The 13,086-nt window shown below is 67.8% G+C and carries 10 protein-coding genes; 6 read left to right on the top strand and 4 right to left on the bottom strand.

Going from position 1 to position 13,086, the window contains the following annotated elements; all coding sequences use genetic code 11:
* Positions 1-2 precede the first annotated feature (2 nt).
* Entirely contained in the window at positions 3-1,622 is a 1,620-nt protein-coding gene (locus tag AC5WRT_RS24175) for a peptide ABC transporter substrate-binding protein (protein WP_496095863.1), read from the bottom strand.
* A 466-nt stretch (positions 1,623-2,088) separates the two neighbouring features.
* Here AC5WRT_RS24175 and AC5WRT_RS24180 point away from each other — a divergent pair, with 466 nt between their 5' ends.
* From AC5WRT_RS24180 to AC5WRT_RS24205, 6 genes are all read left to right on the top strand, one after another.
* Positions 2,089-3,120 (top strand): ABC transporter permease, encoded by a 1,032-nt coding sequence (locus AC5WRT_RS24180; RefSeq protein ID WP_496095864.1) that lies wholly within the window; start codon positions 2,089-2,091, stop codon positions 3,118-3,120.
* Between the two features lie 88 nt (positions 3,121-3,208).
* Positions 3,209-4,996 carry an ABC transporter substrate-binding protein gene (locus tag AC5WRT_RS24185; protein ID WP_496095865.1) on the top strand — a complete coding sequence of 596 codons (1,788 nt, stop codon included), beginning with the start codon at positions 3,209-3,211 and terminating at the stop codon, positions 4,994-4,996.
* Between the two features lie 94 nt (positions 4,997-5,090).
* Positions 5,091-6,074, top strand: a complete 984-nt coding sequence (locus AC5WRT_RS24190; protein ID WP_496095866.1) for an ABC transporter permease — start codon at positions 5,091-5,093, stop codon at positions 6,072-6,074.
* 11 nt (positions 6,075-6,085) lie between these two features.
* On the top strand, positions 6,086-7,111 hold the full coding sequence (locus tag AC5WRT_RS24195; protein ID WP_496095867.1) for an ABC transporter ATP-binding protein: 1,026 nt from the start codon (positions 6,086-6,088) through the stop codon (positions 7,109-7,111).
* A 19-nt stretch (positions 7,112-7,130) separates the two neighbouring features.
* Entirely contained in the window at positions 7,131-8,189 is a 1,059-nt protein-coding gene (locus AC5WRT_RS24200; RefSeq protein WP_496095868.1) for an ABC transporter ATP-binding protein, read from the top strand.
* 284 nt (positions 8,190-8,473) lie between these two features.
* Positions 8,474-9,217, top strand: a complete 744-nt coding sequence (locus AC5WRT_RS24205; protein WP_496095869.1) for a class I SAM-dependent methyltransferase — start codon at positions 8,474-8,476, stop codon at positions 9,215-9,217.
* Positions 9,218-9,783: 566 nt separating this feature from the next.
* Here the strand turns inward: AC5WRT_RS24205 and AC5WRT_RS24210 are convergent.
* From AC5WRT_RS24210 to AC5WRT_RS24220, 3 genes are read right to left on the bottom strand one after another with little or no spacing between them, the layout of a single operon-like run.
* The gene (locus AC5WRT_RS24210) at positions 9,784-10,902 is read right to left on the bottom strand and encodes an ABC transporter ATP-binding protein (protein WP_496095870.1); all 1,119 of its coding nucleotides are present in this window, start codon (positions 10,900-10,902) and stop codon (positions 9,784-9,786) included.
* A gap of 57 nt (positions 10,903-10,959) precedes the next feature.
* Positions 10,960-12,024, bottom strand: coding sequence for an ABC transporter ATP-binding protein (locus AC5WRT_RS24215; protein ID WP_496095871.1), 1,065 nt, complete (start codon positions 12,022-12,024; stop codon positions 10,960-10,962).
* 10 nt (positions 12,025-12,034) lie between these two features.
* The gene (locus tag AC5WRT_RS24220; protein WP_496095872.1) at positions 12,035-13,015 is read right to left on the bottom strand and encodes an ABC transporter permease; all 981 of its coding nucleotides are present in this window, start codon (positions 13,013-13,015) and stop codon (positions 12,035-12,037) included.
* Positions 13,016-13,086: the final 71 nt, after the last annotated feature.

Below are 13,086 nucleotides of genomic sequence, written 5' to 3' on the forward strand. Positions count from 1 at the left end.
GCTCAGCCGACCTTGATCTCGTTGTAGACCGGCACGCTGAACGGGTTGAGCGCGACGTGCGAGAGCCTGGAGGAGTAGCCGGCGCTGCCGTTCTGGTACCAGAGCGGGATGGCCGCCATGTTGTCGCGGACGACCTCCTCGGCCTGCTGGAAGAGGCGGACGGCCGCGGCCTGGCCGGTCTCGGCGTTGGCCCGGTCGACGAGCCGGTCGAACCGCTTGTTCGACCACGTGCCGTCGTTGGAGGAGGCGCCGCTGTAGTACAGCGGTTGCAGGAAGTTCTGGATCAACGGGTAGTCCATCTGCCAGCCGGCCCGGAAGGGACCGGTCATCTTGTGCTGCCCGATCTGGTTGCGGAAGTCCGCGAAGGTGCCGACGGGGTTGCCCACGCAGGCCTTGTCGTTGCCGAGGGCGTTGTTGATGGAGTTGCACACGGCGTCCACCCACTGCTTGTGGGAGCCGGTGTCCGCGTTGTAGGTGATCTTCAACTGGCCGCCCGGGATCCCGCCGCCCTCCTGGATGAGCTTCTTCGCCCGTACGGGGTCGTAGTCACAGGCGTGGCCGCACAGTCCGGGCTTGTAGCCGCCGGCCGTGCCGAGGACCGGTGAGGTCCAGTCGGTGGCCGGGGTGCGCGTGCCCCGGAAGATGGTCTCGGTGATCTGCCTGCGGTTGATCGCCATGGACAGGCCGGTGCGGACCTTCCGTGCCCCGCTGGTGTTCCACCTCGGGTCGTAGTACGGGAAGGCAAGGGTCTGCAGGATGCCGGCCGGGGTGTTGATGTAGCGGCCGTTCAGGTCGGTCCGGACGTTCTTGAGCTGGGTGGAGGGCACGTCGTCCACCAGGTCGAGGTTGCCGGCCAGGACGTCGGTGTAGGCGGTGTTGCTGTCGGTGTAGACCAGGAGGGTCACGCCGAGGTTCTGCGCCTTGTCGGGGCCGGGGTAGCCGTCCCACCTCTTGAGGTTCATCGCCGAGCCCCTGGCGTAGGACTCGATCCGGTACGGCCCGTTGCCGACCGGCTTCTTCAGCCAGGCGGCGTGGTCGGTGAAGAAGGCGCGGGGCAGCGGGGCGAAGGCGGCGTAGCCGAGGGTGTCGGGGAAGCTGGAGAACTTCTGGTTGAGCCGGACGGTGAAGGTCATCGGCCCGGTGATCCGCAGCCCGGACAGGGTGTCGGCGGTCTGGGCGCCAGTGTCGGGGTGGACCTTGTCGTAGCCGTCGATGTAGGCGAAGAAGTAGGCGTCCTTCTGGTTGTTCTTCAGGCTCGCCCCGTAGTTCCAGGCGTCCACGAAGGAGCGGGCGGTCACCTTCTCGCCGTTGGAGAACGACCAGCCGTCCTTCACCCTGATCGTGAAGTTCTGCGAGTCCCTGGTGTCGATGGACCGAGCGAGCCAGTTCCGGGCCTTGCCGGTCCTCGGGTCGTACTTCTTGAGACCCCGGAAGATCATGTCGAGGACCTTGCCGCCCTGCACCTCGTTGGTGTTCGTGGGCTCCAGCGGGTTCTGCGGGTCGCCCCAGGAGGACGTCAGCACCCCGGCGCCGCCGAAGCCCGCACGGTCCCCGCACCCGGTGGCCAGCAGCCCGGCGGCGAGGACGCAGGCGGCCCATCGGACGTGCGCGGGTCCACCCATGGCTGCCTCCTCTGCGATCACCGACCCGATACCGGTCAATATTTGCCCATACGTCACATATCGCACCTCGACCTCGCGATGTCAGGGGCCGTTGGAGGGACGCGCCGTCCGGGCATGGACGGTCATGGGCGAACACACAGACGATCTTGACCAAGCGCGCAATAGATCTTCGGACAACGATGCCGAAACGTTGGATTGCCGCGGGTCGATGTACGCATTTCGACACGCTCGCATCCGTATAACGAACACATTGACCGATTAGACCGATTAGCCCGATGTGAAGCACGGATTGATCACGGCACGCTACCCGCGTAGCTACGAAAGGATCAAGCAAGAGTAAAGAACGCAAAGACGCAACCAAGGCGACCGAGAATTTATTGACCCTGCATGAATTGCGTTGAAAAAGTCCGGCGTAGCCCGTAGGGGAGCGCCCTGCGGAGCCTTGACCCACAAGGCACGGAGCATCATGACCACCCCCGCATCCCCTTCCCCGGCCGCCGCACTCGAGGTGACCGAAGAAGACAGCGCCGCATCGGCGAAGCCCGGCACCCCGAAGGGCACCGAGAGCCGCTCCCCGGGACGGCTGGCCTGGACCCGCTTCAAGCGGGACCGGACGGGCGTCATATCCGCCTTCGTGGTGATCTTCTTCTTCGTCATCGGCATCGCCGCGCCGCTGATCGCCAAGGTGTACGGGAAGGACCCGTACACGACGTACGGCCAGAACGACCCGAGCCTGCTCAACGACTTCGGTTTCCCGGTCAAGCCCAACGGCGGCATGAGCGGTGACTTCTGGTTCGGCATCGACCCGCAGCTGGGCCGGGACGTCTTCACTTTCCTGCTCTACGCCATCCGCAACTCGCTGCTGATCGCGACGGCCACCACCGTGCTCGTGGCCGTCTTCGGCGTGGTCATCGGCATCACCGCCGGCTACGTGGGCGGCAGGACGGACTACCTGGTCGGCCGGATCATCGACATCCTGCTGGCCTTCCCGCAGACCCTGTTCTTCATCGGCTTCTTCCCGGTGCTGCTCACCATCCTGGTGGCGCCCGACCAGGCGACCCCGACCTGGCTCATCGTCGTCTCCCTGATCACCGTCATGACAGCGTTCGGCTGGGCGCCCATCGCCCGCCTGCTGCGCGGTGAGGTGCTCGCCCTGCGGGAGCGGGAGTTCGTGGAGGCCGCCAAGGTCACCGGGGCGTCCCCGGCGCGCATCATCTTCAAGGAACTGCTGCCCAACCTGTGGACGCCGATCCTGATCCAGGCGACCCTCGCGCTTCCGATGTACGTGACGGTCGAGGCCGGTCTCGCCTTCCTCGGCGTCGGCCTGTCCGACCCGACGCCCGACTGGGGCGTCATGGTCCAGAACGCGTCCAAGTACTACCAGGACGACATCACGTACATGCTCTTCCCCGGCCTGACGATGGTGATCTTCGTCATCGCCTTCAACCTCCTCGGCGACTCGGTGCGCGACGCGCTGGACCCCAAGGCCGGCCGCTGATCCTCCCCCTCCATCTCCACCTTCCGGCCCGGGCGACGGGGCCCGCCGGAGCAGCTCGTATCCGTCTCCTCAACCAGAGCAGGAAGCCATGTCCCTCTCCCGCAGAAACTTCGTCATCGCCACGTCGGTCGCGGCCGGCGGCTCCATGGTCCTTTCCGCGTGCAGCAGCGGCGGAGGTGGCGGGAACAGCGGCAGCGGCGCCCACGCCGGCACGACCAAGTACACCGGCAGCGTGACCGTCGGCACCAAGGAGGACTCGACCGGCCCCGCCCCCGAGATCCCGGGCGCGCGCAAGGGCGGCAACATCATCGGCATCGGTCCGGACGACTTCTCCCACCTGGACCCGCAGCGGATCTACTACTCCTGGAACTCCACCGTCGGGAACCTGTACATCCGCACCCTCACCGGTTACAAGATCGCCATGGACGGATCCATGAAGCTGGTCGGTGACCTCGCCACCGACCCCGGCACCATGGCCGACGGCGGCAAGACCTGGACCTTCACCCTGAAGGACGGTCTGAAGTGGGAGGACGGCAGCGAGCTGACCGTCGAGGACGTCCGCCACGGCATCGAGCGCGGCTTCGCCAGCTTCACGACCGAGGGCGCCCAGTACGTGCAGTCCGCGCTCGTCGGCTCCAGCGACTTCCGGTCGAAGTACAAGGGTCCGTTCAGCGGCCAGCACCTGGACTCCATCGTCACCGACAAGGCGAAGAAGACCATCACGCTGAAGCTGAAGGTGGCCCGCCCGGACCTCAACTTCACGCTGGCGATGCACTCCTACGGCGCCGTGCCGGTCGCGCACGACACCAAGGAGAAGTACGACAAGGACCCGGTCTCCGCCGGCCCCTACAAGATCGCCCAGCACTCCGTCGACAAGTCCCTGAAGCTGGTGCGCAACCCGCACTGGGACCCGGCGACGGACGCGATCCGCAACGCCTACCCGGACAGCTTCACCTTCCAGTTCGGCACCGAGTCCCTGCCGGCCACCGACCGCCTGATCGCCGAAAGCGGCGACGACCAGTACGCGGTCATGGCGTACAGCGGTGTCCCGGCCGAGCGCCTGCAGAAGGTACTGGGCGACCCGCAGCTGAAGCAGCGCACCATCAACGGCCTGCTCACCGGCCTGTACTACTACGCCATCAACTGCAAGCGGATCACCGACCCGAAGGTGCGTCAGGCGCTGAACTACGCCTGGCCGCTGGAGCAGATCCGCCGCATCTACGGTGGCCAGGCCGCCGGTGACTACGCGACCTCCATCATCAGCCCGGACATCCTCGGCTACGAGCACCAGGACGTCTACGGCAAGCTGAAGAAGCCGCAGGGCGACCCGGAGAAGGCCAAGGCGCTGCTGAAGGAGGCCGGCAAGCTCGGCCAGAAGATCGTCTACACCTACCCCAAGGGCAGCAACGACGCCTACACCAAGACGGCTGTCGTCATCACCAACGCCCTGAAGGCGGCGGGCTTCGACCCGGTCGTCAAGCCGGTGGACTCCACCAGCTACTACGACCAGGTCCAGCAGATCAACAACAACTTCGACGTGATGTGGTTCGGCTGGTCCCCGGACTGGCCCACCGGTTACACGGTCATGCAGCCGCTGTTCGACGGTTCCACCATCGCCAACGGTTCCAACAACGTCTCGCAGCTGAACGTCAGCTGGGTCAACGACGCGATCAAGCAGAACGCCGTCATCCCGGACCCGCAGAAGGCCGCCAAGGCCTGGGAGGCGCTGGACAAGAAGATCATGACGGAGCTGGCGCCGATCATCCCCGAAACCTTCCAGCGCCGGTTCTACCTGCACGGCTCGAAGGTCGGCGGCGCGCTGTTCGACCCGCAGTTCTCGGCGTTCGTCATGTACAAGCTGTACGTGAAGGCCTGACGCCCAGCCAGTCCAGGGGCGGGGCGCCGTACACCGGCGCCCCGCCCGTCCCCCTCCGCCCCCACCACGGCGTCGCCCAGGGAATCCCATCGCCATGTTCCGCTTTCTCGTCCGCCGGACACTCGGCGCAGCGGTGATCCTGCTGATCATCAGTGCCATCACCTTCTTCCTCTTCTATGTCGCTCCGCGTGACCCCGCCCGGGTCGCCTGCGGCAAGGTCTGCACCCCACAGACTCTGGCGCTGGTCAAGCACAACCTGGGCATCGACGACCCGCTGCCGGTGCAGTACTGGCACTGGCTCGAGGGCATCTTCGTGGGCCGCGACTACGCGTCGTACGGGCACTGCAACGCGCCCTGCCTCGGCTACTCGTTCATCAACCGCGAGCCGGTCACGGGCATCATCATGGACCGCTTCCCGACCACGATCTCCCTGGCCCTGGGCAGCGCGGTCGTCTTCTTCGTCTTCGGTGTCGGCACCGGCATGATCGCCGCCGTCAAGCAGGGCAAGGCGCTGGACAAGATCGCTTCCTCGGCCTCGCTGATCGGTTCGTCGCTGCAGATCTACATCGTCGGCATCGTCGCGATGTTCTACCTCTCCGACGAGTGGCACCTCCTGCCCCGCCCGAACGACAACTCCGGTTTCACCCAGAACCTGGGGGGCTGGTTCGGCGGCTTCGTACTGCCGTGGTTCGTACTGGCGATCATCTTCACCGCCAACTACACCCGCATGACCCGCTCGCAGCTGGTCGAGACGCTGAGCGAGGACTACGTCCGCACCGCGCGGGCCAAGGGCCTGTCCCGGCGCACGGTGTTCTTCCGCTTCGCCTGGCGCGGCGCGATGGGCCCGATCGTGACGATCCTCGGTCTGGACCTCGGTTCGCTGCTCGGCGGTGCGGTCATCACGGAGCAGACCTTCGGCCTGCACGGCATCGGCGCCGTCTCGGTGAAGGCCGTGAAGGACATGGACCTGCCCATGCTGCTCGGTGTCACCCTGGTGGCGGCCGGCGCGATCGTCGTCTTCAACATCGTCGTCGACGCCGTCTACGCCCTCATCGACCCGCGCGTCCGCCTCGCCTAAGGAGAGACAAGATGAGCACCCCCTTCCTCTCCGTACGCGACCTGCGCGTGCACTTCTCCACCGAGGACGGCATCGTCAAGGCCGTCGACGGGCTCTCCTTCGACCTGGAGAAGGGCAAGACCCTCGGCATCGTCGGCGAGTCCGGCTCCGGCAAGTCGGTGACCAACCTGGCGATCCTGGGCCTGCACAACCGTGAGCGCACCGCCCTCGAGGGCGAGGTCCTGCTCGACGGGCAGGAGCTTCTCACCGCCTCCGAGCGGACCCTGGAGAAGCTGCGCGGCAACAAGATGTCCATGATCTTCCAGGACGCGCTGGCCTCTCTCTCGCCGTACCACACCATCGGCGCGCAGATCGCCGAGACGTACCGCAAGCACACCGGCGCCTCCAAGCGAGAGGCCCGGGCCCGTGCCGTCGAGATGCTGCGCCGCGTCGGCATCCCCCAGCCGGACACCCGTGTGGACGACTACCCGCACCAGTTCTCCGGCGGTATGCGCCAACGGGCGATGATCGCGATGGCGCTCGTCTGCGACCCCGAACTGCTGATCGCCGACGAGCCGACCACGGCCCTCGACGTGACGGTCCAGGCCCAGATCATGGACCTGCTCAAGGACCTCCAGCAGGAGTTCGGCACGGCGATCATCTTCATCACGCACGACCTCGGCGTGATCGCGGACATCGCGGACGACGTGCTGGTGATGTACGGCGGCCGGTGCGTGGAGCGCGGCACCAAGGAGGAGGTGCTCCGCACCCCGGACCACCCCTACAGCCTGGGTCTGCTGAACTCGATGCCGAGCCTGAACGGGCCGGTGGACGTGCCGCTGACACCGATCCCGGGTTCGCCGCCGTCGCTGCTCAACCCGCCGTCCGGCTGCCGCTTCCACCCGCGCTGCACCTTCACGGAGAAGGTCGCGGACGGAAGGTGCTCCAGCGACCAGCCTCTGCTGGAGGTCGTGCAGGGCCGCGGTTCGGCCTGCCACCTCACTTCGGAGCAGAAGCGGGAACTCTTCGCCGACTTCGCCGCCACCCGGCACAACTGACGGACGGGACTTCACGATCATGAGCAACACGAACCCCCTCCTGGACGTCTCCGGGCTCACCAAGCACTTCCCGATCAAGGGCGGCTTCCCGATCCGCCGCACGGTCGGCGCGGTGCAGGCCGTGGACGGGCTGGACTTCCAGGTGTCCGAGGGCGAGAGCCTGGGCCTGGTCGGCGAGTCCGGCTGCGGCAAGTCGACCACCGGCCGGCTGATCACCCGCCTGCTGGAGCCGACCGGCGGCACGATCACCTACCGCGGGCAGGACATCACGCACGCGGGCCGCAAGGCGCTGGCACCGATCCGGTCCGAGATCCAGATGATCTTCCAGGACCCGTACGCCTCGCTGAACCCACGGCAGACGGTCGGCAAGATCATCTCGGGTCCGATGGAGATCAACGACGTCAACCCGCCCGGCGGCCGCGAGAAGCGGGTGCGTGAGCTGCTCGAGATCGTCGGCCTGAACCCCGAGCACTACAACCGGTTCCCGCACGAGTTCTCCGGCGGCCAGCGTCAGCGCATCGGCGTGGCCCGCGCGCTCGCGCTGGAGCCGAAGCTGATCGTCGCGGACGAGCCGGTCTCCGCCCTGGACGTCTCCATCCAGGCGCAGGTGGTGAACCTGCTCCAGAAGGTCCAGCGGGAACTGGGCATCGCGTTCGTCTTCATCGCCCACGACCTGGCGATCGTCCGGCACTTCTCGCAGCGCGTCGCGGTCATGTACCTCGGCAAGATCGTGGAGATCGCCGACCGCGACGACCTGTACGGCAACCCGCGTCACCCGTACACCCGGGCCCTGCTGTCCGCCGTACCGGAGGCGACGGTGGACGCCGAGCCGCGCGAGCGCATCCGCCTGGCCGGCGACGTACCGTCCCCCATCTCCCCGCCGTCCGGCTGCCGCTTCCGCACCCGCTGCTGGAAGGCGACGGAGAAGTGCGCGGCGGAGGCGCCGCCGCTGGTGCAGGTGGAGGGCAACAAGCCCGGCCACCTGACGGCGTGCCACTACCCTGAGACGCAGGAGACGATTCCCGCGCCCCGCCTCTTTGGGGAGACCCTCTCCAAGGACCCCGAGGCAGCGGCCTGACACACCCCTTTCCCGTCAGCCGCCCCTCGCGGAACGGACCTTCACCGGCCCATTGACCCGAGCCTGCTGAACGTCCGCTTCCAGGGCCGAGGCCCACGCCACCCCAAGGCGTGGGCCTTCGGCCTGTCCGAGCGGCCCACTCGCGGCAGACTCCGCCTCGAGCCCGTCAGCGGTGCGGTGTCGGTCCTCCTTCATCGAGGCGCTGCGGCACGGTAGTTGAGAGTCGCTCAAGAACTGCGCCGGAAACTGACACACCGTCCAACAGCCTGTGTCACACTGCCGCGGTGGTAGATCACGCGTTCACCGATCTCACGCTCGCCGCGCTCTACGACCGTCTCCACCCCTGGGGCCCGGGTGACGACTTCTACCTCGGTCTGCTGCGCGAGGCCCGCTCGGTGCTGGACATCGGGTGCGGCACCGGGCAATTGCTGCGGCGGGCTCGGGCCGAAGGGCACCGGGGCCGGCTGATGGGACTGGATCCGGCCCCCGCCATGCTCGTACAGGCCCGGCGGGCCGAGCCGGACGTCGAGTGGGTGCTCGGGGACATGCGGACCCGGTTGTGGAACGGTGAGTTCGACCTGGTCGTCATGACCGGTCACGCCTTCCAGGAGCTGGTCGGCGACGAGGAGATCCGCAGCTGTCTGCGCGGGGTGCGAGCGGCCCTCGAGGACGGCGGACGGTTCGTGTTCGAGACCCGGAACCCGGGCGCCCGGGCCTGGGAGCGATGGGTGCCGGAGCGGGTGTACGAGATCACCGCCGAGGACGGGTCGCCGGTGCGGGTGTGGCACGAGGTCCAGGACGGGGGGCTCAGCGGGGACCGGGTGCGGTTCACGGAGACCTACGACGGCGACGGCTGGGCGGCCCCGCAGGTGTGCCACAGCGTGCTGCGGTTCCTGGACCGGGAGTCCCTGACGGGCCGTCTGGCCGACGCCGGGCTGACGGTCGTCGAGCAGTACGGCGACTGGGGTCGGGGACCCGTCACCTCCGCCGGCCCCGAGATCATCACGGTGGCCCGGCCGGCCCCGTGAGGCGGCCGCGCGGAGTTGCGTGCGTGCTCTCGGCGTGCCGGCCCCAGGCCCCTCGTACCGGACGTACCCGGGTCCGGGGCCGGCGCGACGAGTGGGGGCACCTCCCACGCCCTTGAGGCGGTGGGGGGAGCGTGCCGGGCGTCGCGCGACAGACGGGAACCGTCAGACAGGCTAGTGCCGCGGCAGGCAACGCTTGCCCGTCGAGGAGCGGCGTCCGGTGCGTGCTCTCGGCGTGCCGGGTGCAAGCCCTCGTACTGGATGTACGTGGGTTTGTGCCCGGTGCGGCGAGTGGGGGCACCTCCCACGCCCTTGAGGCAGTGGGGGAGCGTGCCGGGCGTCGCGACGGGGCGAACGTTGCCTGCCGCGGCACTAGTCCGCTCTAGGGCGTGTTTCGAAAGTTCCGTCTGGTCCGCGACGCCTGGCACGGCACCTCGCCGCGTTGTCGGGATCGTCCCCGTACGCCCGGTACGAGGACGACCCTCCGCCTTGCGATGCACCGCACCAGACGCCGCGGACCCCGCCCTCCGGGCGGACGACGCCACTTTCGAAACACGCCCTAGTCCGCTCTAGTCCGCGTCCTCCTCCAGCGCCACCAATGCCGGGTCCAGCACGATGTCCTCGTCCCGGGCCTCGATCGTCGGTTCCTCCGGGAAGTGACATGCCGTCAGGTGGTCCGCGCGGTTGCCGGAGATCTGGATCAGCGGTGGTTCCTCCGTCGCGCACTTGTCCTGCGCCTTCCAGCAGCGGGTGCGGAAGCGGCAGCCGGACGGCGGGGAGATGGGGGACGGTACGTCGCCGGCCAGGCGGATGCGCTCGCGCCCGCCGGAGTCCTCGTCCGCCAGGTTCACCTCGGGGACGGCGGACAGCAGGGCGTGGGTGTAGGGGTGGCGCGGCCGGGTGTAGATGGAGTCGCGGTCGCCCACCTCGATGATCTTGCCGAGGTACATGACCGCGACGCGCTGCGAGAAGTGCCGGACGATCGCCAGGTCGTGGGCGATGAAGACGAACGCGATGCCCAGTTCCCGCTGGACCTTCTGGAGCAGGTTCACCACCTGCGCCTGGATGGAGACGTCCAGGGCGGAGACCGGCTCGTCCGCGACGATCAGCTTCGGCTCCAGCGCGAGCGCGCGGGCCACGCCGATGCGCTGACGCTGGCCGCCGGAGAACTCGTGCGGGAACCGGTTGTAGTGCTCGGGGTTCAGGCCGACGATCTCGAGCAGCTCACGCACCCGCTTCTCGCGGCCGCCGGGCGGGTTGACGTCGTTGATCTCCATCGGACCCGAGATGATCTTGCCGACCGTCTGCCGCGGGTTCAGCGACGAGTACGGGTCCTGGAAGATCATCTGGATCTCGGAGCGGATCGGGGCGAGTTCCTTGCGCGTGGCGTGGCTGATGTCCTGCCCGCGGTAGGTGATGGTGCCGCTCGTCGGCTCCAGCAGGCGGGTGATCAGCCGGCCGGTGGTCGACTTGCCGCAGCCGGACTCGCCGACCAGGCCGAAGCTCTCCCCGGCGTGCACGGCGATGTCGACGCCGTCCACGGCCTGCACGGCGCCGATGGTCCGCCGGATCGGGAACCCGCCCTTGACCGGGAAGTGCTTCTTCAGCCCGGAGACCTCCAGCAGCGGCTCCCCGTCCGCGCCGGCGCTCTTCTCGCGCGGGGCCGGGAGGACCAGGTCCTCTTTCATGCCGATGTCCTCCTAGGACGTACGAGCGACTGCGACGACTACGCCGACCATGACGGCCTAGCCGAGCCGGGGCTTGATCTCTTCGATGAAAATGGTCCGTTTCTGCTCCTCCGTGAGATGGCACGCGGACGCCCGGTCCGGCGACAGCAGCGGACGCTCGCGCACACATCGGCCCTGGCCCTCGACGCGCTCCGGATAGGCGCAGCGGGGGTGGAAGCGGCAGCCGGACGGCGGGGTGAGCAGCGACGGCGGGGTGCCGGGGATCGGGGAGAGCGGGGCGCCGAGGTCGGAGTCCAGGCGCGGCATCGAGTTCAGCAGGCCCCAGGTGTAGGGATGGCGCGGGGACCTGAGCACCTGGTCGACCGTGCCGCGTTCCACCGCTCCGCCCGCGTACATCACCATGATGTCGTCGGCCATGTCGGCGATCACCCCCAGGTCGTGGGTGATGAAGACGATGCCGGATCCGAACTCCTGCTGCAGGTCCTTGAGCAGATCGAGGATCTGCGCCTGGACCGTCACGTCGAGGGCGGTGGTCGGCTCGTCGGCGATCAGCAGGTCGGGGTCGCAGACCAGTGCCATGGCGATCATGGCGCGCTGGCGCATACCGCCGGAGAACTGGTGCGGGTAGTCCTTCGCCCGCTCCTTCGGGTTGGGGATGCCGACCTTGCCGAGCATCTCCACCGCCCGGTCCCAGGCCGCCTTCTTCGAGGCGCCGGTGTGCTTCATGAACGGTTCGGCGATCTGCCGGCCCACCGTGTAGTAGGGGGAGAGCGCGGTGAGCGGGTCCTGGAAGATCATGGCGACCTTGTTGCCGCGCAGTTTCTCCAGTTCGGACTCGCGGGCCGTGGTCAACTCCTGGCCGTCCAGGAGGATTTCCCCCTCGATCGTGGTGAACATGGGGTTGTGCAGGCCGAGGATGGTCAGGTTGGTCACCGACTTGCCCGAGCCGGACTCCCCCACGATGCCGAGCGTCCTGCCGCGCTCCAGGTCGAAGGAGAGACCGTCCACGGCCCGTACGACGCCGTCCTCGGTCTTGAAGCTGACGTGCAGGTCCCGCACCGAGAGCAGGGGAGCGGTACCGGCCGGGTTCGGGGCACCGGCCTCCTTGGTCAGAGTGGTCACGACAGTGCTCCTAGGACAGCCGCACGCGCGGGTCGATGAAGGCGTACGCGGCGTCGACGATGATGTTGAACAGCAGGATCATGCTGGCGGAGAAGAGCATGACGCCGAGCAGCAGCGGCAGGTCGCTGAAGAAGACGGATTGCACGGCGAGGTTGCCGAGGCCCGGCAGGCTGAAGGTGTACTCGGTGATGATGGCGCCGCCGAACAGTGAGCCGAGGTCGATGCCGAAGATGGTGACGATCGGGATCAGCGAACCGCGCCACGCGTAGCGGAAGAAGACGTAAGCGCGGGACATGCCCTTGGCACGGGCGGTCCGGACGTGTTCCTCCTGGAGCTGTTCGATCATCGAGGACCGCGCCATACGGGTGTACTGCGCTGCGAAGATCGTGGAGAGGACCACCCAGGGGATGATCAGGCCGGTGAACCACGAGACGGGGTCCTGGGTGAACTCGTTGTAGGCCGGCTTGTCGAACCAGTGGGTCTGGTAGACGAGGATCGCCAGGGCCAGTGGGCCGAGGAAGTAGATCTGCAGCGAGCTGACCACCATGGCGCCCGCGGTGGCCGTCTTGTCGATCAGCGTGCCGCGCCGCCAGGCGGCGAGCAGACCGGTGCCGAGCCCGACGAGCAGGAAGCACACGCTCGCGCCCAGGGTGAGCGAGACGGTGGTGGGCAGCCGGTCCATCAGGGTGCCCCAGACCAGCTCGTTGGTGTGGTACGAGTAGCCGAAGCATGGGGCAGGGCATGGTCCCTGGTCGAACTGGTTGCTGCCCATGAAGAGGTTGTGCAGGAAGATCCAGTACTGCTCGGTGATGGGCTTGTCCAGGCCGAGCACGTGGTGGATGTTCGCGATGCTCGCGGGATTGCAGGTCTTGCCGCACATCATCAGCGCGGGATCCCGGGGCACCCCGAAGAACAGCACGAACGTGACGATGCTCAGCAGGAACAGAATGACTATGGCACCGATGATCCGGCGGACGAGGAAGCGCAGCATGTCGGGGCAGCTCTCAGACGTCGGCGGCCTGGGCGGCGCCCGGCGCGCCCCTGCTCGGGGAGCGCGCCGGG

The sequence above is a fragment of the Streptomyces sp. NTD91 genome (assembly GCF_059510455.1).